Source organism: Microbacterium album (assembly GCF_014643695.1).
GTDB lineage: Bacteria > Actinomycetota > Actinomycetes > Actinomycetales > Microbacteriaceae > Microbacterium > Microbacterium album.
Genome location: NZ_BMJY01000021.1, coordinates 22,586 through 46,447 on the forward strand (window position 1 = coordinate 22,586; position 23,862 = coordinate 46,447).

Annotated in this window: 19 protein-coding genes and 2 pseudogenes; 4 read left to right on the forward strand and 17 right to left on the reverse strand. The window is 71.3% G+C overall.

Features of this window, described 5'->3' with window-relative positions:
* The 10 genes from IEX37_RS15880 to argC form a co-directional block, all read right to left on the reverse strand.
* Positions 1-267, reverse strand: a 267-nt coding sequence (locus IEX37_RS15880; RefSeq protein ID WP_194461751.1) for a hypothetical protein, incomplete at its 3' end; no start/stop codon positions are given.
* A gap of 786 nt (positions 268-1,053) precedes the next feature.
* Positions 1,054-2,520 (reverse strand): argininosuccinate lyase, encoded by a 1,467-nt coding sequence (gene argH / locus IEX37_RS14770; RefSeq protein WP_188757154.1) that lies wholly within the window; start codon positions 2,518-2,520, stop codon positions 1,054-1,056.
* Between the two features lie 35 nt (positions 2,521-2,555).
* The gene (locus IEX37_RS14775) at positions 2,556-3,386 is read right to left on the reverse strand and encodes a cytochrome c oxidase assembly protein (RefSeq protein ID WP_229663300.1); all 831 of its coding nucleotides are present in this window, start codon (positions 3,384-3,386) and stop codon (positions 2,556-2,558) included.
* Positions 3,383-3,901 (reverse strand): DUF2243 domain-containing protein, encoded by a 519-nt coding sequence (locus IEX37_RS14780; RefSeq protein WP_188757139.1) that lies wholly within the window; start codon positions 3,899-3,901, stop codon positions 3,383-3,385. The genes IEX37_RS14775 and IEX37_RS14780 overlap by 4 nt, the downstream gene beginning before the upstream one ends.
* 62 nt (positions 3,902-3,963) lie before the next feature.
* On the reverse strand, positions 3,964-5,088 hold the full coding sequence (locus IEX37_RS14785; protein ID WP_229663301.1) for a heparan-alpha-glucosaminide N-acetyltransferase domain-containing protein: 1,125 nt from the start codon (positions 5,086-5,088) through the stop codon (positions 3,964-3,966).
* Positions 5,067-5,990 (reverse strand): ornithine carbamoyltransferase, encoded by a 924-nt coding sequence (gene argF, locus IEX37_RS14790; RefSeq protein ID WP_188757140.1) that lies wholly within the window; start codon positions 5,988-5,990, stop codon positions 5,067-5,069. The genes IEX37_RS14785 and argF overlap by 22 nt, the downstream gene beginning before the upstream one ends.
* Positions 5,987-7,255 (reverse strand): acetylornithine transaminase, encoded by a 1,269-nt coding sequence (locus tag IEX37_RS14795; RefSeq protein ID WP_373286272.1) that lies wholly within the window; start codon positions 7,253-7,255, stop codon positions 5,987-5,989. The genes argF and IEX37_RS14795 overlap by 4 nt, the downstream gene beginning before the upstream one ends.
* A gap of 2 nt (positions 7,256-7,257) precedes the next feature.
* Positions 7,258-8,163 carry an acetylglutamate kinase gene (gene argB / locus IEX37_RS14800; RefSeq protein ID WP_188757141.1) on the reverse strand — a complete coding sequence of 302 codons (906 nt, stop codon included), beginning with the start codon at positions 8,161-8,163 and terminating at the stop codon, positions 7,258-7,260.
* Positions 8,160-9,317, reverse strand: coding sequence for a bifunctional glutamate N-acetyltransferase/amino-acid acetyltransferase ArgJ (argJ, locus tag IEX37_RS14805; protein WP_188757142.1), 1,158 nt, complete (start codon positions 9,315-9,317; stop codon positions 8,160-8,162). The genes argB and argJ overlap by 4 nt, the downstream gene beginning before the upstream one ends.
* The gene (gene argC, locus IEX37_RS14810; protein WP_188757143.1) at positions 9,314-10,381 is read right to left on the reverse strand and encodes an N-acetyl-gamma-glutamyl-phosphate reductase; all 1,068 of its coding nucleotides are present in this window, start codon (positions 10,379-10,381) and stop codon (positions 9,314-9,316) included. Before argC ends, argJ begins: the two co-directional genes overlap by 4 nt.
* A gap of 341 nt (positions 10,382-10,722) precedes the next feature.
* Between argC and IEX37_RS14815 the strand changes: the two genes are divergently transcribed.
* From IEX37_RS14815 to IEX37_RS14825, 3 genes are all read left to right on the forward strand, one after another.
* Positions 10,723-11,880 carry an AAA family ATPase gene (locus tag IEX37_RS14815; protein WP_188757144.1) on the forward strand — a complete coding sequence of 386 codons (1,158 nt, stop codon included), beginning with the start codon at positions 10,723-10,725 and terminating at the stop codon, positions 11,878-11,880.
* 45 nt (positions 11,881-11,925) lie between these two features.
* Positions 11,926-12,630: a protein-L-isoaspartate(D-aspartate) O-methyltransferase gene (locus IEX37_RS14820; RefSeq protein WP_229663302.1), complete on the forward strand. Its 705-nt coding sequence runs from the start codon at positions 11,926-11,928 to the stop codon at positions 12,628-12,630.
* A gap of 214 nt (positions 12,631-12,844) precedes the next feature.
* Positions 12,845-13,810, forward strand: a complete 966-nt coding sequence (locus IEX37_RS14825; RefSeq protein ID WP_188757145.1) for a hypothetical protein — start codon at positions 12,845-12,847, stop codon at positions 13,808-13,810.
* A 94-nt stretch (positions 13,811-13,904) separates the two neighbouring features.
* Here the strand turns inward: IEX37_RS14825 and pheT are convergent, their stop codons facing one another.
* From pheT to IEX37_RS14860, 7 genes and pseudogenes are all read right to left on the reverse strand, one after another.
* A complete protein-coding gene (gene pheT, locus IEX37_RS14830) occupies positions 13,905-16,412 on the reverse strand; it encodes a phenylalanine--tRNA ligase subunit beta (RefSeq protein ID WP_188757146.1) in 2,508 nt (835 codons plus the stop codon).
* Entirely contained in the window at positions 16,412-17,452 is a 1,041-nt protein-coding gene (gene pheS, locus IEX37_RS14835; RefSeq protein ID WP_188757147.1) for a phenylalanine--tRNA ligase subunit alpha, read from the reverse strand. The genes pheT and pheS overlap by 1 nt, the downstream gene beginning before the upstream one ends.
* A 106-nt stretch (positions 17,453-17,558) precedes the next feature.
* Positions 17,559-18,515, reverse strand: a complete 957-nt coding sequence (locus tag IEX37_RS14840) for an amino acid ABC transporter permease (RefSeq protein WP_308421679.1) — start codon at positions 18,513-18,515, stop codon at positions 17,559-17,561.
* Positions 18,512-19,159, reverse strand: a complete 648-nt coding sequence (locus IEX37_RS14845) for an amino acid ABC transporter permease (protein WP_188757149.1) — start codon at positions 19,157-19,159, stop codon at positions 18,512-18,514. Before IEX37_RS14845 ends, IEX37_RS14840 begins: the two co-directional genes overlap by 4 nt.
* 91 nt (positions 19,160-19,250) lie before the next feature.
* Positions 19,251-20,144, reverse strand: a complete 894-nt coding sequence (locus IEX37_RS14850; RefSeq protein WP_188757150.1) for a glutamate ABC transporter substrate-binding protein — start codon at positions 20,142-20,144, stop codon at positions 19,251-19,253.
* A gap of 58 nt (positions 20,145-20,202) precedes the next feature.
* Positions 20,203-20,943: an amino acid ABC transporter ATP-binding protein gene (locus IEX37_RS14855; RefSeq protein WP_373286273.1), complete on the reverse strand. Its 741-nt coding sequence runs from the start codon at positions 20,941-20,943 to the stop codon at positions 20,203-20,205.
* Positions 20,944-21,494: 551 nt separating this feature from the next.
* Positions 21,495-21,626: pseudogene (locus tag IEX37_RS14860) on the reverse strand (TrmH family RNA methyltransferase); the annotation flags it as partial.
* 1,326 nt (positions 21,627-22,952) lie between these two features.
* On the opposite strand from IEX37_RS14860, the pseudogene IEX37_RS14865 reads away from it, so the two are divergent.
* Positions 22,953-23,862, forward strand: a pseudogene (locus tag IEX37_RS14865) (ISL3 family transposase); the annotation flags it as partial.

A 23,862-nucleotide genomic window follows, 5' to 3' on the forward strand; every position in this document is an offset into this window, starting at 1 on the left:
GGTGCGCTCGAGCAGCTCCACCCCGTTGCGGCACCCGAACTTCGCCGAGAGGCGGTCCTCGGAGTCGCGGGCAGACCGGACGTCCACCTCGCCGGCCAGACGCACTCGGGCGGCGTCGACCATCCGCCCCAACGCCTCCACCGTGCCCACCGCGGCGACCAGATCGGCGTCCGCCAGAGCCCCGGTCTGCTGAACCAGGGCACGCAACGCGCCGACCGAAGCGAGGACGTCCCGCCCCTCGTCACTGGTCGCGTACCGCTGTTCCATACCCCCCACGGTAGGCGGGGCCACCGACATTCGAGACCCGGGGAAACCGCCGATCCACACCCGAAAACCGAACCCGTGGACAACCCGCCCCGGACGCGTGTTGGGGACGAGGAGTGCGGGGGCCGCCCCACCGGATACGGTCAGCCCCCGGCGCAAGTTCGGGGCCGCGTTTCGACTCGCCTCCGGCTCGCTCAACGAGCAGACAAAGCCCCGGGCCCGCCCCGCGCCTCCCGCCCCGGTTTCGACTCCACCGCTGCGCGGCTCCGCTCAACGAGCGGAACCTGAGCACCATCCCACCACGCTCCCTTGTTGAGCGCGCAACCGGAGACCCCGAACCCGGTCGTTGAGCGGAGCGAAGCGAAGTCGAAACGGGCTGAGCGAGCGCAGCGAGTCGAAGCCAAGCCCCACCCGCCCCTCCCACCTCGGTTTCGACTCCACCGCTGCGCGGCTCCGCTCAACCCGTTTCGACTCCGCGGCTCCGCCGCTCCGCTCAACGACCGGGAGAGGAACCACCTCACCGCAACCCGCCCACCTCAACCCGCCCACCTCAACCCGGTGCGAGCGCGAAGCGCGAGCGTGCGGGCGCGAGTGCGCCCGCCACCAGGCGCGCAGCGCCGGCGCGCGGAGCGAAGCGAAGCGCCTCCCCCGAGGAGCGGCCCCTCGGGGCCCGACGAGCGGGAGGAAAAAGAACAGCGTGGGAGGAAAGAACAGCGTGGGAGGAAAAAAGAACAGCGTGGGAGAAAAAGAAAACAGCGTGGGAGAAAAAGAGCGCGGAAAAAACTGAAATCAGTGCCCGAGGGCGTGCGCGGCGGCCTGGGCCCGGGCGACGAGTTCGGCGCGCTGCTCCGCGACGCGTTCGGGCGCGGTGCCGCCGACGCCGTTGCGGCTGGCGACCGAGCCCTCGATCGAGAGGACTTCGCGCACCTCGGGTGTCAGGTGCGGCGAGACGGCGGCGAGCAGTTCGTCCGACGCGTCCTCGAGGCCGATGCCGCGCTCCTCGCAGGCGCGTACCAGCGCGCCGGAGATCTCGTGCGCCTCGCGGAACGGCACGCGGCGCTTGACGAGCCACTCGGCGACGTCCGTCGCGAGTGAGAAGCCCTGGGGGGCCAGCTCGGCCATCCGATCGGCGTCGAAGCGCATGGTCGCGACCATGCCCGTGAAAGCGGGGAGCACCACCTCGAGCGTGGCGACGGAGTCGAAGACGGGCTCCTTGTCCTCCTGCAGGTCGCGGTTGTACGCCAGCGGCAGGCCCTTGAGCGTGGTCAGCAGGCCCGTCAGGTTGCCCACGAGCCGGCCGGCCTTGCCGCGGGCGAGCTCGGCGATGTCGGGGTTCTTCTTCTGCGGCATGATGCTCGAGCCCGTCGAGTAGCCGTCGTCGAGCGTGACGAAGCCGAACTCGCGCGTGTTCCAGAGGATGATCTCCTCCGCGAAACGCGAGACGTCGATGCCGATCTGCGCGGCGATGAACGCGAACTCCGCGACCACGTCGCGCGCGGCCGTGCCGTCGAGCGAGTTCTCGGCGGGACGGTCGAGGCCCAGCTCGGTCGCGACGAGCTGCGGATCGAGACCCAGCGTGGAACCGGCGAGCGCTCCCCCGCCGTACGGCGACACGGCGGCCCGGGCGCGCCAGTCGCGCAGGCGCTCGAGGTCGCGCACGAGGGGCCACGCGTGCGCCTGCAGGTGGTGGGCCAGCAGGACGGGCTGGGCGTGCTGCAGGTGCGTGCGGCCGGGGAGGATGACGCGCGGGTGGGCGTCGGCCTGCGCCACGAGCGCGTCGATCAGTCCGAGCACGTCCTTGGCGATGACGCGGGCGCGATCGAGGAGGTACATGCGCACGAGGGTCGCGATCTGGTCGTTGCGGCTGCGGCCGGCCCGCAGGCGGCCTCCGAGGTCGGCGCCGACGACGTCGATGAGCGCGGCCTCCAGCGCACCGTGCACGTCCTCGTCCCCGGGGCGCGCGACCAGGCTCCCGTCCGCGACAGCCGCGGCGAGCGCGTCGAGCCCCTCGTGCATGCGGCGTTCCTCGTCCGGCTCGAGGTAGCCGGCCGCGGCGAGCGCCTTCGCGTGGGCGTGGGAGCCGGCGATGTCGTAGAGCGCGAGCTGCCAGTCGAAGTGCGTCGAGCGGCTCAGGGCCTCCAGCTCCGGCGAGGGCCCGGTCGCGAAGCGTGCGCCCCAGAGCGCCCCCTCGACGGTCTTGCGCCGGTCCCCCGTCTCGCCGCCATCCGTCTCGCCGCCACCCGTGTCGCCGTCCATCGGGCCGGGGGACGTCCCGTTCTGCTCGCCTGTAGTCACCCGTCCAGCCTAGCGAGCGGTGCGTCCCGTCCCTCCCCGCCCCGAGTGCGGGCGCGTCCGGCCTCGCGGTACCAGCCCGCGCAGAAGAGCGCGATCAGGGCGGCCTCGATCCCTGCGCCCGCGTAGTACATCAGCTGCGCGCCCGCGCGCACGTCGTCGACCGCGAGGCCCGCGGGCGGATGCGCGTACAGGTGCTTGGCGAGGATGGCGTGGGACGCGACGGCGAGGATGAGCACGACCGCTCGCAGGACGCGCGGAGCCCGGTGCGGGGATGGCTCGGTGCTGAGGATCGCGACGGCGAAGACGAAGCCGGCGAGCAGCAGGTGGCCGTGCACCAGGATGTGCACGAGAGCGCTGGCGCGCATGGCGTCGTGGACGGGGGTGAGGTAGATCAGCCACAGTCCCCCGGCGGTCAGCACCGCTGCCGTCACCGGATGGACGAGGAAGCGCGCGGGCAGGCTGCGCAGCAGGCGGGAGATCCGGCGGGCCGGGGTGGGAGCCAGCGAGCGCAGCGCGAGCGTGACGGGTGCGGCGAGCGCGAGCAGGAGCGGTGCGAGCATGCCGCCCAGCAGGTGTGCCCACGTGTGTGCGACGAAGCTCTCGTGCGTCGCCTGGGCGAGCGGGCCGGCCACGGAGATCGTCGCCGCGGCGATCCCCGCACACCACAGGACGGCCCGGTGCAGCGGCCAGGGACGGCCACGGCGACGGGAGGCGACCGTGCCGGCCAGGTACGCGGCCGTGGCGATCGCCGCGCACAGCACGAGCACGGCGTCCAGGGACAGCCCGCCGTGCCCCGCGTGGGCGGCGGCGAGGGCCTCCCCCGTCACGCGCGCTCCCCGCCGGCCCCGGCCTCGCCGGCCCTGGCCGCATCGCCCCTCGCGTCGCCGCCTGGCCTCGCGCGCCGGCGCGTGGCGAGGAGCAGCCCGATGCCGGCGGCGAGCAGGACGACCGCGATGAGGTTCCACGTGAGGTCGTACGGCAGCAGGTCGTCGACGTAGCGGATCTGGTGGATGCGCATGACCTTGTGCTGGATCGTGCCGTCGTACAGCTGGAAGGCGCCGGCACCCGTCAGCACTCCGCCGATCCAGCGCCGCCACCACAGCGATCCGGTGCGCCGCAGATCGGCCAGGAGGAACAGCCCGGCGATCGTGGCGAACCAGCTGAAGGCGTGGAACAGGCCGTCGGAGATCAGGCCCGCGGCGGTGGTCCCCAGGTCGTAGAAGTGGTGCCAGCGCAGCAGCTGATGGAAGACGACCTCGTCGAAGAACCCGGCCAGGCCCACGCCGAAGAGCGCGCCCGACCAGGCGTTCGCCGCGAGGCGCGAGGGGCGGGTGCTGCTCATCGCCCCACCCTCGCGCCGTTCGGCTGCCGGCGGCAGGGGGTGGACGCGGGCGGTCCGCGCCGCTATCGGTCCCGCCGCGTGGTCGCCGCGAACGGGCGCGCCGCGAGGCGGGCGGTGGCCATCATGGCCCACTCGAGCGGGCCGCGGCCGACGAACAGCGACCACAGCGTGCATCCCACGATCGTCGCGATCGTGAAGGGCCAGAAGGGCTCCGTCGCGCGGAACGCCTCGATGTCGGGCCCCCACGGCTGGGGGGCCGGCTGCAGCAGGGCCCAGGCGACGAGCTGCGCCGTGTACGCCGTGAGGGGCATGGCGCCGACGGCTCGCAGGGGCAGCACGAGCCAGCGCGCGGGCGTCGCGCACAGCAGCGCGCACAGCGCGATGACCGCGATCGCGAAGCCCCCCGACCCGAGCGCCTCACCCACGCCGCTGGAGTGGGCGGCGCCCGAGAGCGCACCGCCCCACAGCGAGTCGGCCAGCGCGAGGGCGCCCCAGCGCCCCACCACGCCGTACCCGATGCCCGCGAGCACGATGCCCGCGACGAGCAACAGCCCCGCGGTCAGGGGGCGGGAGAACGACATCCGGCCGACGGCGAGGCCCGCGAGCACGAACGCGATCCACAGGAGGAACGGATAGTGCCATCCGAGGGCGTGGGCCAGCTCCTCGCCGCCCGGGGCTCCCCATCCGCTCCAGCCGTTGATGGCGAAGACCGGGAAGGGCATCGTCACCGCCACGAAGGCCGCGAGCGCGAACAGCCACGGCGCCCGCAGGCGCAGGGCCGGCAGCGCGAGGAGGAAGAGGATGGCATACGCCGGCAGGATCACCAGCACGGGCGTCTGCAGCTGCACGAGCAGCATCCCCAGCGCCCACACCCAGACCGCGCGCACCGCGATCCGGATCCGCGCCTCCCGCAGGCGCGCACCGTCGGCGGGCCGGGCCCCGCCCGTCAGGAGGGCGAGCGAGACGCCCGCGAGCGTGGCGAACAGGATCGAGGAACGGCCGTTGACCACGTCCGTCCACGTCTCCGGGTCGTCCCAGACCAGCGCGCTCGTGTCGAGCAGGTGCGCCGCGAACATGCCGATGACGGCGAGACCCCGGGCGAGGTCGACCCCGGGCTCGCGCCCGTGCCCGTCGAGCCGCGCCCGACGCGAGGAGATCCAGCCGGTCAGGCCTGCCGCAGCAGCCACACCAGCAGCGCCTTCTGGGCGTGCAGCCTGTTCTCGGCCTCATCCCAGATGACGCTCTGGGGACCGTCGATCACGTCAGCGTCCACCTCGTAGCCTCGGTCGGCGGGGAGGCAGTGGATGAAGATCGCCTCGGGATCGGCCAGCGACATCGTCTCCTGCGTCACCTTGTAGGCGCCCAGATCGCGCAGGCGCGCCAGCTTCTCCTCCTCCTTGCCCATCGACACCCAGGTGTCCGTCACGATCACGTCGGCGCCCGCGGCGGCCTCGACGGGGTCGGTGAGCAGCGTGAGGGATCCGCCGGTCTCGCGCGCGATGCGGTCCGCGTCGGCGACGACGTCCTCGCGCGGCGCGTACGACTCGGGCGACGCGATCCGCACGTGCATGCCCGCCATGACGCCCGCGAGCGCGTACGAGTGGGACATGTTGCTGCGCCCGTCGCCGAAGAACGACAGCGTGAGGCCGGCCAGCTTGCCCTTGTGCTCGCGGATGGTGAGGAGGTCGGCGAGCAGCTGGCACGGGTGGAAGTCATCGCTGAGCGCGTTGACGACGGGGACGATCGTGTTCTGCGCCATCTCCTCCAGGCCCGACTGCGCGTACGTGCGCCACACGATGGCGGCGACCTGGCGCTCGAGGACGCGAGCGGTGTCGGCGGGGGTCTCCTTGCCGCCGAGCTGGCTGCTGGCCGTCGAGATGATCAGGGGCGATCCCCCGAGGTCGGCGATGCCGACCGCGAAGGACACGCGCGTGCGCGTCGACGACTTGTCGAAGATCACGGCGACCGTCTGAGGGCCGGCGAGGCTCTTGTCGGCCCAGCGGTCCTTCTTCAGGCGGGCCGCCAGATCCAGGATCTCGGCCTGCTCGGCAGGCGTGATGTCGTCGTCGCGCAGGAAGTGCCGGGTCATGCGGAGGCCTTGTCGTCTGAGGTGTCGTCGGGGGTGCGGGAGGCGGGGGTGTCGGAGTCCGGGGTGCGGGAGTCGGTCGCCGCGTGGGTCGAGGCGACCTCGTCGAGCGCCGCGGAGAAGAGGGCGAGGAACTCCTCGACCTCGGCGTCGCCGATCGTGTACGCGGGGGCGATGCGGATGGTGTCGTCCGTGGGCGCGTTGACGATGAGGCCGCGCTCGTGGGCGGCGGCCCGCACCTCGGCGGCGACCGGGTGCGTCAACGAGATCCCGATCAGCAGGCCCGCGCCGCGCGTGCCGGCGACGAGCGGCAGCCGCGCCACGCCGTCGCGTAGCTGGGCGCCGCGCGCCGTGACGTTGTCGAGCAGGCCCCGGTCCTGGATCTCCTGGATGACGGCGCTCGCGACGGCGCTCGCGAGCGGGTTGCCGCCGAACGTCGAGTTGTGCGTGCCGGGGTAGAACAGCTCGCTCGCCGCACCGAAGGTGACGAGCGCGCCGAGCGGGAACCCGGCCGCGATGCCCTTGGCGAGCGTGATGGCGTCAGGAGTGATGCCCTCGGCCTGGAACGCGAACCAGTGCCCGGTGCGGCCCATGCCGGTCTGCACCTCGTCCAGGATCAGCAGCGCGCCGTGCGCGGACGTGAGCTCCCGGGCGCGCCGCAGGTACCCGTCGGGCAGCGGCAGCACCCCGGCCTCGCCCTGGATCGGCTCGACGAACAGCGCTGCGATCCGCTCGCCCGCGGCGAAGAGGTCCTCGAGCGCCTCGACCGTGGGAGCGATGTGCCGGGTGCCGGGCAGCAGCGGCCGGAACGGGTCCTGGTACGCCTCCTTGGGGGTGAGCGCGAGCGCGCCGGTCGACCGGCCGTGGAAGGCTCCGTCGAGGCTCACGATCAGTCCGTCGCGGTCGTGCAGGCGCGCGAGCTTGATGGCGGTCTCGTTCGCCTCGGTGCCCGAGTTCGCGAGGAACACGCGCCCCTGCGGGCCGGTGCCGGCGAGCTCCTTGAGGCGCGCGGCGAGCTCCAGCTGCTGCGGCGTGGCGAAGTAGTTCGACACGTGCGCCAGCGTGCGCGCCTGACGCGCGACCGTCTCGGCGAACACGGGGTGCGCGTGCCCGAGCGAGTTGACGGCGATCCCGCCGAGGAAGTCGAGGTAGCGCCGGCCGTCGGCGTCCCACACGTGCGAGCCCTCGCCGCGGGTCAGCAGCGCGAGCCGCCCGCCGAGGCTCAGCAGGTCGCGCGCCGCGTCCTCCTGCCAACCGGTCGTCATCATCGCTATCCCTTCATCACTTCCGTGCCGATGCCCTTGCTCGTGAACAGCTCGACGAGCACCGAGTGCGGCACGCGGCCGTCGATGATCGCGGCGGTGGGAACGCCGCCCTCGACGGCATCCAGGCACGCCTGCATCTTCGGGATCATCCCCGACTCGAGCTTCGGCAGCATCGCGCGCAGCTCGGTCGAGGTCAGATGGGACACGAGCGAGTCGCGGTTGGGCCAGTCGGCGTAGAGCCCCGCGACATCCGTCAGCACCACGAGCTTGCGCGCCCTGAGCGCGACCGCGAGCGCCGAGGCGGCGGCATCCGCGTTGACGTTGAGCGAGTGGCCGGGGTTGTCGAGGTCGGGCGCGATGCTCGAGACGACCGGGATGCGGCCGGCGTCGAGATGGTCGAGCACGGCGGTCGGGTCGACGCGCACGACGTCGCCCACGCGGCCGAGGCTCTCCTCCACCCCGTCGATCACGACGCCGCGCTTCCGGCCGCCGAACAGGCCGGCGTCTTCACCGCTCAGGCCGGTCGCGAGCGGCCCGTGGGAGTTGATCTTCGCCACGAGCTGGGGGTTGATGTGCCCGGTGAGCACCATGCGGACGACGCTGATCGCCTCGGTGCTGGTGACGCGGTATCCGCCCTTGAACTCGCTCGGGATCGCGAGGCGGTCGAGCATGCTCGAGATCTGCGGGCCGCCGCCGTGCACGACCACGGGCCGCACCCCCACGTACCGCAGGTATGCGATGTCCTGGGCGAAGGCGTCCTGCAGCTCCTCGCTGATCATCGCGTTCCCGCCGTACTTCACGACCACGATCTCGTCGCGGTAGCGCTTCACCCACGGGAGCGACTCGATGAGGGTGGCGGCCTTGGCGGCGGCCTCCTCGGGGCTGGTGTCCTGGAGATCGACGTGGTTCATGAGGAGTAGGCGCTGTTCTCGTGCACGTAGTCGTGGGTCAGATCGTTCGTGAGGATGGTGGCGGTCGCCTCGCCCGCGCACAGGTCGATCAGGACGTGCGTGGCGCGCGGCGTCAGGTCCACCTCCTCGCGCGGCCGGTCGGGGCCGCCCTTCGTGCACACGCGCACGCCGTTCATCGACACGTCCACGTCGTAGGGGTCGAACGCGGCCTGCGTGGTGCCGATCGCGGCGAGCACGCGGCCCCAGTTCGGGTCGTTGCCGAAGATCGCGGCCTTGAAGAGGTTGTTGCGCGCGACCGACCGCCCGACCTCGACCGCGTCCTCCTCGCTCGCCGCGCCGACGACCTCGATCGTGATGGCGTGGCTGGCGCCCTCCGCGTCGTCCTGCAGCTTGCGGGCCAGCTCCCGGCACAGGTCGATCAGCGTCTCCCGGAACGCCGCCTCGTCCGGCTCCACGCCCGACGCGCCGCTGGCCAGGAGCGTGACCTGGTCGTTCGTCGACATGCAGCCGTCGGAGTCGAGCCGGTCGAAGCTCACGCGGGTCGACGCCCGCAGGTGCGCGTCGGCCTGCGCGGCGTCCAGCACCGCGTCCGTCGAGATCACGACGAGCATCGTCGCCAGGCCCGGCGCGAGCATCCCCGCCCCCTTGGCCATGCCGCCGATCGTCCAGCCGTCGCGCGTCCGCACGGCCGTCTTGGGAACCGTGTCCGTGGTCATGATGGCCTCGGCCGCGTCCTGGCCGCCCGCGGCGGACAGCGCCGCGATGCCGGCCTCGGTGCCCTCGAGCACCTTCGCACGGAACGCCTCGTCGCCCGTGCCGATCAACCCGGTCGAGCACACCAGCACGTCGCCCGCGGCGACGTCCAGCAGCTCCGCGGCGCGCTCGGCGGTCTGGTGCGTGGTCTGGAAGCCGAACGCGCCCGTGAAGCAGTTCGCCCCGCCGGAGTTGAGCACGACGGCCTCGACGACGCCGTCCGCCACGGCGCGCTCCGACCACAGGATCGGGTTGGCCTTCGCGCGATTCGTCGTGAACACGGCGGCGCCCGTCTTGAGCGGTCCCCGGTTCACGACCACGGCGACATCCTTCGCGCCGGTGGACTTCAGGCCGACGGCGACGCCGGCCGCCTCGAACCCCTGGGCGGCGGTCACGCTCACGGTGCGACTCCGTTCACGCTCAGCGCGCGCCCCTCGGGCAGGCCGAGCGCGATGTTCATGGACTGGATCGCCGCACCCGCGGTGCCCTTGGTGAGGTTGTCGACGGCCGTGACCACGACGACGCGATCCGCCGCCCGGTCGACCGCGAGCCCGATGAGCGCGGTGTTCGCGCCCAGCACATCGGCCGTGCGCGGCATGCTGCCCTCGGGCAGCAACTGCACGAAGGTCTCGTCGCCGTAGGCGGCCTCCCACGCCTCGCGGATCTGCGCATCCGTCACGCCGGGCGCGATGCGCGCGGTGCTGGTGGCGAGGATGCCGCGCGCCATGGGCACGATCACGGGCGTGAACGAGAGCCGGATGTCGCCGGTCGCGCCCGCCTCGCGCAGGGCCTGGCGGATCTCGGGGATGTGCCGATGCGATCCGCCGACCGCGTACGGGTTGGCAGATCCGAGGATCTCGCTGCCGAGCAGGTGCGTCTTGAGGCTCTTGCCCGCGCCCGACGGTCCGACCGCGAGCACGCTCACCATGTCGCCGGCGTCGATGACGCCCGCGGCGACGCCCGGGGCCAGGCTCAGGCTCACCGTGGAGGCGTTGCAGCCGGGCGCGGCGATGCGCGTCGCGCCGACGAGCCGGTCGCGCTGCTTTCCGGTCGGTGTCCCTCCCCCGACCGCGCCGACCGGCAGCTCGGGCACGCCGTAGGCCCACGGCTCGTTGAACGCGCCGCCGTAGAAGGCGTCCCAGTCGTCCTGCCCCGTGAGGCGATGGTCCGCTCCGCAGTCGATGACGAGCGAGACGTCCTCGAGCGCATCCGTGTACTGGCCGGACTGGCCGTGCGGCAGCGCGAGGAACACGATGTCGTGGCCGGAGAGCGTCTCCGGGGTGGTGTCCTGCAGGGTCAGGTGCTCGAGCGAGCGCAGGTGGGGCTGGTGCGCGACGAGCGGCTGACCGGCGTTGGAGTGCGCGGTGACGGTGCGGATCTCGACATCGGGGTGAGCGGCGAGGAGCCGCAGCAGCTCACCGCCGGCATAGCCTGAAGCGCCGGAGACGGCGACCGAATAGGTCATGGGTTCTACCTTATTGTCCGTGGGCGGGGGCCGGAGGCGGCGACACCGCCGGGCCCCTCGAGGCCTGCTCGATCGCGCTCAGGCGCGAGAGCTCAGCGGCGTCGCCGAGATTCGGCGGCCACGGAGACGTCGGCGCGCGACGACGCTCACGGGGAGCGGAGGCATCGCGGCACCGGTCGGCATGCGGCGAGCGTAGCGGGCGCGTGGGGGCGCCGCAACTTCGGCGGGTGCCGCGGCGTGCGCGGGTGGTCGGGCGGGCGCGCCCGCGGCCTGCCGGACGGGCGACCGTCCGTGGCCCGCAGGCCGGGGCGCGTGTCTGTGGCCCCGGGCAGGATGGAGCCATGATCACGACGCTCGCCGTGTCCGGATACCGCTCCCTCGTGGACCTCGTGATGCCGGTCGGGCGGGCGACCGTCGTGACGGGACCGAACGGATCCGGCAAGAGCAGCCTGTACCGCGCGCTCCAGCTGCTCGCGGCGGCAGCATCCGGTCGGACCGTCGCCGCGATCGCGGCCGAGGGCGGCTTCGACTCGGCGCTGTGGGCCGGCCCGGAGAGCCCGGTCGACCTCACGGGGGGCGGGTCGGCGAGCGTGCAGGGCACGGTGCGCACCCGGCCCGTCTCGCTGCGCCTCGGCTTCGCCTCGAGCGAGCTCGGCTACCTCGTCGACCTGGGCCTGCCGCAGACGGACGGCGCCTCGCCTTTCGCGCGGGACCCGGAGATCAAGCGCGAGCAGGTGTTCGCGGGCCCGGTGGCGAAGCCCGCGACGCTCTTCGTCGACCGGGACCGCGGGGGCGTCCGCGTGCGGGACACGACGTGGCGCAGCCTCACGCAGCACCTGGCGCCGCACGAGTCGATCCTGACCGAGACGGCCGACGCCGACGCGACGCTCGAGCTGCTCGCGCTGCGGCGCCAGCTGTCGGGATGGCGTTTCTACGATCACTTCCGCACCGATCGGGACTCCCCCATCCGGCGCCCCCAGATCGGCACGCGCACGGCCAGCCTCGCGCACGACGGCTCCGACCTCGCCGCGGCCTGGGCCTCCTCCGAGGACGCGGGCCATGCGGCCCAGCTTGAGCGCGAGGTGGCCCGCGCGTTCCCCGGCGGGCGGGTGCGCATCGAAGCCGAGGCCGGCCGCTTCCGGCTGACGATGCGCCAGCCCGGCCTCCTGCGCGCGCTCGACGCGTCCGAGCTGTCCGACGGCACGCTGCGGTACCTGCTGCTCATCGCGGCGCTCCTGCCGGCCCGTCGCGCGCCGTTCGTCGTGCTGAACGAGCCCGAGTCGAGCCTGCATCCCGACCTCCTGGGCGCCCTCGCGGAGCTGGTGATCGCTGCCTCGGACGACTCTCAGGTGCTCGTCGTGACGCACTCCGAACAGCTGCGCGATGCGCTCGCCGCAGCGGGCGCCGACGTCGTCGGCTTCCGCTCGGACGGCGGCGGAACGCGCATCGAGGGGCAGGAGCCGCTCGACCGGCCGGCATGGCGCTGGCCCTCGCGCTGACTACCGCGGGCGCGGCCGCGAGCGTAGCCTGATGGCGGTGAGGCCATGACCGCAGACGCCTTCGAGCACTCCTCCGATCCCGCGGCGCAGCAGGAAGCCGCGCCGGCAGCCGAACGGGCGGCCGAGCGTCGGCGGATGGTCGAGTGGCACCTGGAGGCGCGCGGCATCCGCGACCGGCGGGTGCTGGACGCGATGGGGTCCGTGCCGCGCGAGGCGTTCCTGCCGCCCGCTCTCGCCCGCGACGCGTACGCCGACTCCCCGCTGCCGCTCGGCGGCGGACAGACGATCTCGCAGCCCTACATCGTGGCCCTCACCGCCGAGGCGGCGGGCCTGCGCCCGGGCGACCGCGTGCTGGACGTCGGCACCGGCTCGGGCTACGCCGCCGCGGTCTACGCCGCGATCGTCGGCGAGGTCTGGTCGGTCGAGTTCGTCCCCGAGCTCGCCGACGACGCTCGGCGTCGGCTGGCGGCCGCCGGGGTCCACGACGTGCACGTCGTGACCGGCGACGGCACGCTCGGGCTCGAGCAGCATGCGCCGTTCGACGCGATCCTCGCCGCGGCCGCGGGCCCCGACATCCCCCGCCCCTGGATCGACCAGCTCGCCGAGGGCGGCCGCATCGTCATGCCCCTCGAGCGCAGCGCCGGCTGGCAGCAGCTCGTCCGCGTCACGAAGCACGGCTCCGACGTCACGGTCGACGACCTCGGCGCGGTCCGCTTCGTCCCGCTCCGCGGCGCCCACGGCACCGGCTGACGCCCACCCACCGCCCCACCCGCGACAATCCGTCCCTGCGCCGAGAATGCGTGTGGTCCACGCATTCTCGGCGCGGGCACGGATTGTCGGCGCGGGGACGAATTGTCGTGGCGAGCGGTGACGGCTCGCTCACAGGCGTGAAATCGGCGCGCGAAGTGCACGGATCGGGCGCCCCGGGGCCTACGACGCGCGTGCGCGGGCCAGCGTGCTGGACATGAGTGACACACGAATCGCACCTCCGGCCCTGCTGCCTTCCCCCGTCCCGCTCCTGCGTCCGGACCTCGCCGCGATGCGCCTGGATGTGGCGCACCGGCGTGGGGAGGTCCGCCGCGTCGCCCACGGCGTCTACGCGCCCTCCCACCTGTGGGATCCGCTGCCGCCGTGGCAGCGCTACCTCGCCCGCGTCCACGCGCACGCGCTGAAGTGCCCGAACGCCGTGTACTGCCTCGAGTCGGCGGCGGTGCTGCTCGGGCTGCCGGTCACCGGATCGCTCGCCGAGATCCACGTGCTCAGCAGGAGCACCGCCGGCCGCCGGGTCGGGGACGTCCGCTTGCACGTCACGAGCGAGGAGCGCGACGTGGTGTCCGAGGGCGGGCTGCTCCTGCTGTCGGCGGAGGACACCGCCGTCGACCTCGCTCGGCACCGCCATCCCGCCGTCGCGCTCATGGCGGCCGACGCAACTCTCCGGCTGACAGGGCGGTCCGACCCGGGTGTGCTCGCCGACACGAACGAGAGCAGGGCCAGTTCTCGAGGGCGAGCGCGCGCACGCTGGGCGATCGAGCGCGCCACTCCGCTCGCGGAGACGGCGCTGGAGTCCCTGAGCCGCGCCATCGTGGAGTGGCTCGGGTTCCCCGAGCCCGAGCTTCAGGTGGCCTTCCCCGCCGCGGATGGCGGCGAGTATCGCAGCGACATGTACTGGCGCGGCCCCGACGTGATCGGCGAAGCCGACGGACGGATCAAATACGACGGGACGTTCGGCGACGACAGTCGGCGCCTCTGGCGCGAGAAACGGCGCGAGGACGAGCTGCGTCGTGCCGCCGCGGGCTTCGCGCGCTGGGGCGCCGAGGAGGTGAACGATCCTCCGCAGCTGGAGGCCATCCTGCTCGGCGCCGGCGTTCCGCGCGTCCGTCCGCGCTCGGCCGCGCCCCTGCTCTCGCTCCGCTCCGCCCTCCGCGCGTGACGCGCCCGCTCCCCGCGACAATACGTCCCCGCGCCGGCAATGCGTCGGTTACACGCATGCTCGGCGCGGGGACGGATTCTCGGCGTCGGGAGGGCTATTCGCGCAGCGTGGCGCCGTGGCGGTCGGCGGCGAGCGCGACGCCGGCCAGCTTGGCCTCGGAGGCCTCGGCCGCCGTGAGGGTGCGGTCGGATGCGCGGAAGCGCAGCGCGAACGTGAGGCTCTTGGCGCCGTCGGGCACGCCGGCGCCGCGGTAGTCGTCGACGAGGCGGATGCTCTCGAGCAGTTCGCCGGCCCCCTCGACGAGCGTGCGGCGCAGCTCCGCGGCGGGCAGCGCGGCGTCCACGACGAGCGAGACGTCCTGCGTCGCGGCCGGGAACGTCGACAGGGACGCGACGGTCACGCGCTCGCCGGCCAGCGCGAGGATCGCGTCGAGGTCGAGCTCGGCGACCGTCACGCGTCCCGGCAGATCCGCGTCGGCGGCGACGGCGGGCAGCAGCTCGCCGACATAGCCCACCTCGGTGCGCTCACCGTCGGCTCCGGCGACCGTGAGCGCGCCCGTGCGTCCCGGATGCAGGGCCGCGCGCCGCGCCTGGACGACCTCGATCTCCACGCCCGCCGCGGCGGCGATGACGCGCACCGCGTCGAGCGCGACCTCGAGCCCGGCCGGCTCGGCGTCGCGGCCGGGCTGCTTGGTCGAGACGGCGCCGGCCAGCAGGAGCGCCACGTGGCGCGGCTGCGGCGGGATGGACGCGTTCAGCTCCGCGAGCGTGGCATCGTCCGGGCGCACCGCGAGCGGGGGCACGGAGGACGTGCCGTACTCCACGCCCGGCCGGGGCAGGAACACGGCGCCGACCTCGAACAGCGCGAGATCCGTCAGGCCGCGCGCGACGTTGCGGTGCGCGGTCTGCAGGAGGCCCGGCACGAGGGAGCGGCGCAGGAACGGCGTCTGGCCGTCCAGCGCGTTCGCGAGGCGCACGGCCGGCAGGCTCTCGCCGGAGGCGGACCCGTGCAGGTCGTTCTGCTCCTGCGACGCGAACGGAAACGACGGCGTCTCGACGAAACCCGCCGCGGCGAGCGCGTTCGCCACGCGGCGACGGCCCTGCTGCGCCGGCGTGAGACCGCGACCGGAGGGCGGGGTGGGCAGCACGGACGGGATCTTGTCGACCCCGTCGATACGCGCGACCTCCTCGGCGAGCGTCCACTTGTCGGTCAGGTCCGGGCGCCACGACGGCGGGGCGACGGTCCACCCCTCCGCCGTCTCGACGACCTCGCACCCGATCAGCGTGAGCGTCTCGGCGATCCGCGACGCGGCGTAGTCCACGCCGACGAGCCCCTGGACGAAGCGCGCGGGCAGCGCGATCGGGTGCGGCGCGTACGACGCGCCCAGAGCGCTGCCCAGCGCGTCGGCGGTGCCGCCCGCGAGCTCGACCATGAGGTCCACGACGCGCTGCGCGGAGGCCGCCGGCAGCAGCGGGTCGACGCCGCGCTCGAACCGACGGGAGGCTTCGCTGGGCAGCTTGTGCCGGCGCGCCGTGCGCGCGATGGACACCGTGTCGAACACGGCCGCCTCGATGAGCACGTCGGTCGTCGCATCGCCGATCTCGGTCTTCGCGCCGCCCATGACACCCGCCAGGCCGATGGGGCCGGACTCGTCGGTGATGAGCAGATCCTCCGCGTGCAGTCGGCGCACCTGCCCGTCGAGCGTCTCGAGCGTCTCGCCCTCGCGCGCGCGGCGCACCGTGATGCCGCCCGTCAGCTTGCTCAGGTCGTACCCATGGATGGGGCCGCCGAGCTCGAGCATCACGTAGTTCGTGATGTCGACCAGCAGCGAGATCGACCGGATGCCCGCGAGCGCGAGGCGGGCGATCATCCAGGGCGGTGTCGGGCGCGAGGGGTCGACCCCCCGCACGACGCGCGTGACGAACTCCGTCACGCCGCCGCGGCCCCGGATGGGCGCCGGGTCGTCGACGGACACCGAGAAACCCGAACCGGAGCCGAGGTCGTCGCGGACGGCGGGATCGCGGAAGGCCGCGCCGGTCGCGTGGGAGTACTCGCGCGCGATGCCACGGATGGACATCGCGTAGCCGCGGTCCGGCGTCACGTTCACGTCGACCGCGACGTCGTCGAGACCCAGCAGCGCGATCGCGTCGACGCCCGGCTCGGGGTCCAGCCCGAGCTCCGCCAGGCGCAGGATGCCGCTGTGCTCCTCGCCGAGACCCAGCTCGCGCGCCGAGGCGATCATGCCGTCCGACACGTGCCCGTAGGTCTTGCGCGCCGAGATCGGGAACGGCCCCGGCAGCACGGCGCCCGGCAGCGACACGACGACCTTGTCGCCCTCGAAGAAGTTGCCGGCACCGCACACGATGCCGCGAGGCTCCGCCTCGCCCACGTCGACCTGGCACCAGCGGATCGTCTTGCCGTTCTTCTGCGGCTCGGCCTCGAACGAGAGCACCCGGCCGACCACGACCGGTCCGCTCAGCTCGAAGCGGATGACCTCTTCTTCCTCGAACCCGACGGACACCAGCGCCGCGAGGATGTCCTCGGGGGTAGCCTCGGTCGGCACGTCCACGTATTCACGCAGCCACGACAGGGGGACGCGCATCACACCACCATCCCGAACTGCTCGCTGAAGCGCACATCGCCCTCGGCCATGTCGCGCATGTCCTGCACGTCGGAGCGGAACATCAGCGCCCGCTCGATCCCGATCCCGAAGGCGAACCCGGAGTAGACCTCGGGGTCGATGCCCGCCGCGCGCAGCACGTTCGGGTTGACCATGCCGCAGCCGCCCCACTCGATCCAGCGCGCGCCGCCCTTGAAGGTCGGGTGCCACAGGTCGAACTCGGCCGACGGCTCGGTGAACGGGAAGTAGTTGGTGCGCAGGCGCGTCTTCGCCTCCGCGCCGAACAGCGCCTTGGCGATGTGGTCGAGCGTGCCCTTGAGGTGCGCCATCGTGATGCCCTTGTCGACCACGAGACCCTCGGCCTGCGTGAAGACGGGCAGGTGCGTCGCGTCGAACTCGTCCGTGCGGTACACGCGACCGGGGCACAGGATGTAGATGGGCAGGTCGCGCTCCAGCATCGAGCGCACCTGCACGGGGCTCGTGTGCGTGCGCATCACGAGGTGACGGGCGACCGGATCCACGAAGAACGTGTCCTGCATCTGGCGGGCGGGGTGATCCTCGTCGAAGTTCAGCGCGTCGAAGTTGAACCACTCGTGCTCGAGCTCCGGTCCCTCCGCGATCTCCCACCCCATGCCGACGAAGACGTCGCTGATCTGCTCCTGCAGCAGGCTCATGGGATGCCGCGCACCGACCCGGGTGCGCGACGCGACGGCCGTGATGTCGACGCGCTCGGCCTCCAGCCGCGCGGCCGTCTCGGCCTCGGCCAGCTCGGCCTCGCGCGCCGCCAGGGCCTGGGCGACCCGACCGCGCGCGCCGCCGATCAGCTTCCCGAACTCCGCCTTGCGCTCGTTCGGCACGTGCCGCATCTGGGCGTTGAGCGCCGCGAGCGGGGAGCCGTCCCCCGCGTGGGCCGCGCGGGCGGCCTTGAGGGAAGCGGTGTCGGGGGCCGCGGCGAACGCGGCGAGAGCGTCGGCGACCGCCGCTTCCACCGCCTCGGGGGTGATCTCGGGAACGTCAGGCACGAGAACCGAGTCTATCCGCGGCCCGCGCACGCCGCGTGCCCGCTGACGGGCGTCCGCGAGCGCGCCCCTCCCGGGTCTCGCTCCCCGTCCTACGGAGGCGCCGCGATCAGCGCGGGCGCCCGCGCGGCGGCTCGTCTCCGGACTCGCTGGGAGCACTCGTGCGTGTGAGCTCGTTCAGATCCTGCGCCGCGAGCAGCTCGGTGTTGGTCGACTCGTGCAGGCGCGGCCCCACAGCCTCGCGTGCAGCACGCACGCGGGGCGACTTCTGCATGCGCTTCTCGACGAGACGAGCGATTCCCGAGAGGATCAGGCAGAGCCCGATGTAGATGGCTCCCACCACGATGGTGGCCGGCACGATGGGCGAGTCGAGCGGAGCGCGCGACCCGATGAAGCGCGCGTAGAACAGCAGCTCCTCATACGTGATGATGAAGCCGAGCGCGGTGTCCTTCAGAGTCACGACGAGCTGCGCCAGGATCACGGGCATCATCGCGCGGATAGCCTGCGGCAGCAGGATCAGACGCATGACTCCCGACTTGCGCAGGCCGATCGCGTACCCGGCCTCTCGCTGGCCGCGCGGTAGCGCCTCGACCCCGGCGCGGATGACCTCGGCGAGCACGGAGCCGTTGTACGCCACGAGGGCGATCACGACCACCCAGTAATTGTCCATTCGGATGCCGATCACCGGCAGGCCGTAATAGAGCAGGAACATCATCACCAGCACCGGCACGGCGCGGAGGAACTCGGTCACGAAGGTGACCGGCCAGCGCAACCAGGCGTGGTCCGAGAGGCGTCCGATCGCGAGGACGAAGCCGAGCGCGAGGGCCCCCACGGCAGCGAGTCCGAACGCCGCGAGAGTGCGCAGCGTCGCCGCCCACACCTGCGCCCACACCTGCGTATATGTGAACGCCTCCCACTTGGACGCCGTGAACTGCCCCGTGGCCCACAGCCTCCAGAGCAGCCATCCGAGGATGGCCAGCAGCACCAGGACGGTGACGATGCCGAGCACCCGGTTGCGCAGGACCGCGCGCGGTCCGGGGACGTCGTAGAGAACGCTGCCGCTCATCGGGCCACCGCCCATCGCTTCTCGAGGGTGTTCTGCGCCCAGGACAGCAGGGCCACCAGGACGACGAAGACCACCATGACCCACAGGATCACGACGAGCTGGTTCTCGCCGCGCTCGCTCATCCAGTCACGGAGGGAGCCCAGGTTGAGCACGGAGAATCCGGCGGCCACTGTCGTGTTCTTCAGGAGAGCGATGAAGACGCTCATCATCGGCGGGATCACCGATCGGAACGCCTGGGGGAGCACCACGAGGCCCATCACCTGACCGAAGCTCAGGCCGATGGCGCGGGCCGCCTCCGCCTGCCCGACGGGGACCGTGTTGATGCCGGAACGGATCGTCTCCGCCACGTATGTCGCGGTGTAGACACCGAGCGCGAAGATGCCGAGCAGCGTGAAGTCCAGGCGTATGCCGAGCAAGGGCGGCAACGCGAAAGAGAACCCGAAGAACACCAGCGTCAACGGGGTGTTCCGGATCGTGTTGACATAGAACGCGCCGACACCACGGGCGATGGGGATGGGAGAGACGCGCATGGCGCCGACGATGGTGCCCAGCAGGATGGCCAGCAGCCCACCCCCGAAGAAGAGCTTCAGGGTGCCGAGCAACGCCTCGCCCCAGAGGTCGAGGTGATCCGTGATGACGCCCACGCCGCTCCTTTCGCGCGTCTCGGATTCTCAGCAGAGGATCAGCAGAGAAGGGTGTGCGGGGCGGTCCGCGGGGGAACCGCCCCGCACCGCATCAGTCGACCTGCGGCTGGGTCGCCTCGACGCCGGCCGGCTCGAGGTAACGCTCGTACAGCGCCGTCCACACGTCGCCGCCCTCGGTGAAGAGGTTGTTGATGTGGTCCTGCAGCGCCGTGTCGCCTTCCGCGATGCCCACGCCGTAGCGCTCCTCACTGAACGGCGAGCCGGCGAGCTTCAGCTCGTCGGGGCGCTCTGCGACGTAGCCGGCGAGGATCGCCTCGTCGGTCGTGATGGCGTCGACCTGTCCCTGGAGGAGGTTCTCGACGCACTCGGAGTAGGTGCCGCGCTCGACGACGTCACCGCCGTATTCCTCGCGGATGCGCTGCAGCGGGGTCGAACCCGTCACCGAGCAGGTGGTCTTGTCAGCGAGATCGTCCGGGCCGTTGATCGAGTCGTCATCGGCGGCCACGAGGAGCCCCTGCCCCGTGATGAAGTACGGACCGGCGAAGTCGATGACCTCGTCGCGTCCTTCGGTGATCGAGTAGGTGCCGACGTAGAAGTCGACGCCGCCGTTGATGATCTCCTGCTCGCGGTTGGCGGAGGGGATCGTCTTCCACTCGATGGCATCCTCATCGAACCCGAGGGATGCTGCGATCCAGCGCGCGATGTCGACGTCGAAGCCGGTGCGATCGCCCGACACGGGGTCCTCGTAGCCGAGGCCCGGCTGGTCGTTCTTCACGCCGATGACGATCTCGCCGGCCTGGCTCATGCGCTCGAACGTGGGGCTGCCCTCGAGGTTCACGTCCTCCGCGACATCCCAGAGGCCCTCGCCGCCGGGCTCCTCGCCGGCGCCGCCGGGGGCGGTCGGCGATCCGCTGTTGCAGGCGGTCAGCGCGAGCAGGGCGGTCAGCCCGAGCCCGGCGCCCGTCAAGATGCGGGACTTGTTCATGTGATTCCTCCTTGGTTGGGTGAGGTCGTCATGGCCGCGGAGGAGCCGCGACTGCACGTCAATGCGTGATCAGCTTCGAAAGGAAGTCCTTGGCGCGCTCACTGCGGGGGTTCGTGAAGAACTGCTCGGGCGGGGCCTCCTCGACGATCTGTCCGTCGGACATGAAGACGACGCGGTTGGCGGCCTTTCGCGCGAAGCCCATCTCGTGGGTGACGACGATCATGGTCATGCCGTCCTTCGCGAGCGAGATCATGACGTCGAGCACCTCGTTGATCATCTCGGGATCGAGGGCGCTCGTGGGCTCGTCGAACAGCATCACCTTCGGACGCATCGCCAAGGCGCGCGCGATCGCCACGCGCTGCTGCTGACCGCCCGAAAGCTGCGCCGGCAGCTTCTCTGCCTGGTGGCCGACACCGACGCGCTCGAGAAGAGCCCGCGCCTCCTTCTCGGCATCCGCCTTCTTCAGGCCTCGCACCTTGATGGGGCCGAGCGTGACGTTCTCGAGGATCGTCAGGTGGGCGAAGAGGTTGAAGGACTGGAACACCATGCCCACCTCTGCACGCAGGTCGGCGAGTGCCTTCCCTTCCTTGGGCAGCTCAGCGCCGTCGATCCTGATAGAGCCGCTTGTGATCGTCTCCAGGCGGTTGATGGTGCGGCAGAGCGTGGACTTGCCGGAGCCGGAGGGACCGATCACCACGACGACCTCGCCGCGGTGCACCGTGAGGTCGATGTCCTTCAGCGCGTGGAAATCTCCGTAGTGCTTCTGCACGTCTTCCATGACGACCAGGGGCTCTGCCATGCGTACACCCTAGGCTCGCGTTCGCCTGCTCACCCGCCACTCCACTCAGCTTTACCGATTCGTGATCGGGCAGAACTACCCGAAGGAGCGAATCCGCGCGAGCACTTCGCCAAGCGCTTACTTGATGATCAGACCCTCGCGAGGTACGTCAGCGCGTCGCCTCAGTCAGCCCCTGCGCTTCCCATCGCCTCACGGCCCCGCCGGCCTCCGCGTGCGAGAATCAGAAGCGACGTGCCCGTGCCGTTGGCTTCCCCAGCCCCGCCGGGCCTCTGGACAGCGTCCGCCGCACTTCGACGCGAGATCGTACAGACAGATGCTGGCAACCATGACTAGTTTAGAGACTCTGCATAACCGGCGCGAACACGCGAAGCGTGCGCAAGCGTGAAGGCGTGCCCTCCTCGCTCCACGCCGCACTGTCGATCAGCCAACCAATACGCCCGACAACGTGCGGGGAACGTGAGCGCCCGCTAGATCCGCATGGGTCGATCAACTTGGGGTCGCGAGATCCCTGCTCGAGACCGGCGGCCTCAGACCCCGCCTACACCCTCGTTCGTGAAGAGCCGGACAACCTCGGACTTGTACAGGTCGACCGTGCGGCCTGTGAGCACCACGGCATCGACTCCCGCCGCGTCGGCGGCGCGGTCGACCGCACCGAGGTTGCCGGGATCTCGCACCCCTCGTAAATTCGTGCCAGACCGACTCTTGACGCCCCCGTTCTACCTCTGGCACTGTGCGTAACTAAGGAAACGAAGCCAGCTCGACGCGCAGCGGATAACGCACGGATGATCTTGGCTAGCCACAGCACAACGAGGAGCGGATCGCGCATTGTCAATCACTTCAGACGAGTCCCTTAAAACCCTTCGAAAGAAGCCACTGGCGGCTCTTGTTCTAATCGGCGCCATTGCACTCGCACTACTCCAGGCGGCGCCGGCAGCGCAGGCGACGGCTGCAACACCCGAAAGTAGCCCGCCCGCACTAACCGCATTCCAACATGGGTGCACCCCAAGGGCCATTGTAGGAACAGGAGCCGTCAAGACAGCCACAGGACTAGCCGACTGCCGCCTTCCTGCGGGAACACGAGTATCTGTGACGATTGTTCTGTACGTTGATGGTTGGAACCAGGGTTCATCTTATCGAGAGTGCTCATCTCAGCAGAGCACACTGGTCTGCAACGGAGCAACCGTCAGTGCCGCAGTATCCGGAAACAGCGTATGCGCCCGAACAATCGCATCTTACACCCTGCCGACCGGAAGTCGCCAAGATAGCGTTTCCGCAGGCACCGGGTGTCCTTTCTAATAAGAGTGGGAGAATTCATGAGCTTGCGCAGAAAGTTCTGGATCTACGGCGTCATCGCCGCGACGGTCGGAGCAGGGATATTCACACCTTCGGCGGCGCATGCCGCAGCGACAACCTGCACGCCAAGTGTGACACATGAGGTCGATGGATCATCCGGGAACATAATCCTGTTTCCAAGAGCGCGCTGCGATGGTGCGACATCGGTGCTGACCATCCAGGGATACTCCGATGGGAGACACTCGACGATCACGTATACGCACCGTGCGGCCGGTACGTACCCGGGCTACGGCGTCGCCGTGCCTAACCGCGGCCGCGGCACGTACTGTCTCGCTGTGACCGTATCCTGGGTTTGGGGCATTATATTTGCGGAGGAGCGGTCAGGGACCGGTTGCGTCACTATCTAGTGTGGGGGAACTTCTTCGATTCCCTGGAGCTGGACGAGCAGCAACAGCGAGGATAAGCCGTTCAGGGGCCTGAGCCGGTATCGAACCGGGCTCAGGCCCCTGAACGTTGAGTAGCTCGGTCGATGTTGAACCAAGGGGGTTCGGCTATCCCGCGGGTGACAGCATCAACGGTGACGAAGGTGGCGTCGCAGTAAAGCGGCTCTTCGCAGATGAGGGGGTAGGTGGTTGAGCGCGTCGATGGTGGGATAGGGGTCGAGGCCTCCCGAGGATGGAAGTTCCTACGCTGCCCATCTGCCGGAAGACCTGGACGTGCTCCACGCTACCTTCGCGACTCCTGACCTGACGGTGTTCTGCCGTCTCGATGAGCTCGGCCTTGTGGCCGTTGGCCAGCGGCTCGAGCCGGATCGGGCGGTGATCGAGTGCCGGGTCGCGGAGCCGGATCCGTGGTGCCGGGGCCGTGGCAGTCAGGCGCTCTCGCGTGGGACGGACACACGTCGTCTCGCGCACGAGCCGTTCGGGCATCGCCCGACCACGCTGCTCGTCCGTGTCCGCCGCTAGAAGTGTCCCGGGTGCGGGCGCTCCTGGCGGGAGGACATCACCGCGGCGGCGCCGGAGCGGGGCAAGCTGTCCCGCGGAGGGATACGGTGGGCGCTCGAGGCGCTCGTGATCGACCATCTCACCGTGTCCCGCGTCGCCGCCGGTCTCGGCGTCGGCTGGCACACCGCGAACGCTGCGGTCCTCGCCGAAGGCAAGCGCGTGCTGATCGATGATCCCGCCCGGTTCGACAGCGTCCGGGTGATCGGCGTCGACGAGCACGTCTGGCGACACACCCGCCTCGGCGACAAGTACGTCACCGTCATCATCGATCTCACCCCGGTGCGGGAGAAGACGGGCCCGTCCAGGTTGCTGGCCATGGTCGAGGGCCACTCCAAGGCGGTGTTCAAGACGTGGCTCGCCACCCGTCCCCAGCACTGGCGGGACGGGGTTGAGGTCGTCGCGATGGACAGGTTCACCGGGTTCAAGACCGCCACCACCGAAGAGCTCCCGGACGCGACGGCCGTGATGGACCCGTTCCATGTCGTCCGCCTCGCCGGCGACGCGCTCGATGTCTGCCGCCGCCGCGTCCAGCAGCGCCTCCACGGGCGGCGCGGGCGCAAGAACGACCCGCTCTACAAGGCCCGCCGCACCCTCCACACCGGCGCGAGGCTACTCACCGACC

What these genes read in the sequence shown, in the direction of transcription:
- argH (WP_188757154.1), bottom strand. Translation starts at nt 2,520, where the DNA reads ATGGACGGCGACACGGGTGGCGGCGAGACGGATGGCGGCGAGACGGGG.
- IEX37_RS14780 (WP_188757139.1), bottom strand. Translation starts at nt 3,901, where the DNA reads ATGAGCAGCACCCGCCCCTCGCGCCTCGCGGCGAACGCCTGGTCGGGC.
- argF (WP_188757140.1), bottom strand. Translation starts at nt 5,990, where the DNA reads ATGACCCGGCACTTCCTGCGCGACGACGACATCACGCCTGCCGAGCAG.
- IEX37_RS14795 (WP_373286272.1), bottom strand. Translation starts at nt 7,255, where the DNA reads ATGATGACGACCGGTTGGCAGGAGGACGCGGCGCGCGACCTGCTGAGC.
- argB (WP_188757141.1), bottom strand. Translation starts at nt 8,163, where the DNA reads ATGAACCACGTCGATCTCCAGGACACCAGCCCCGAGGAGGCCGCCGCC.
- argC (WP_188757143.1), bottom strand. Translation starts at nt 10,381, where the DNA reads ATGACCTATTCGGTCGCCGTCTCCGGCGCTTCAGGCTATGCCGGCGGT.
- IEX37_RS14815 (WP_188757144.1), top strand. Translation starts at nt 10,723, where the DNA reads ATGATCACGACGCTCGCCGTGTCCGGATACCGCTCCCTCGTGGACCTC.
- IEX37_RS14820 (WP_229663302.1), top strand. Translation starts at nt 11,926, where the DNA reads ATGACCGCAGACGCCTTCGAGCACTCCTCCGATCCCGCGGCGCAGCAG.
- IEX37_RS14825 (WP_188757145.1), top strand. Translation starts at nt 12,845, where the DNA reads ATGAGTGACACACGAATCGCACCTCCGGCCCTGCTGCCTTCCCCCGTC.
- pheT (WP_188757146.1), bottom strand. Translation starts at nt 16,412, where the DNA reads ATGCGCGTCCCCCTGTCGTGGCTGCGTGAATACGTGGACGTGCCGACC.
- IEX37_RS14840 (WP_308421679.1), bottom strand. Translation starts at nt 18,515, where the DNA reads ATGAGCGGCAGCGTTCTCTACGACGTCCCCGGACCGCGCGCGGTCCTG.
- IEX37_RS14850 (WP_188757150.1), bottom strand. Translation starts at nt 20,144, where the DNA reads ATGAACAAGTCCCGCATCTTGACGGGCGCCGGGCTCGGGCTGACCGCC.
- IEX37_RS14855 (WP_373286273.1), bottom strand. Translation starts at nt 20,943, where the DNA reads ATGGCAGAGCCCCTGGTCGTCATGGAAGACGTGCAGAAGCACTACGGA.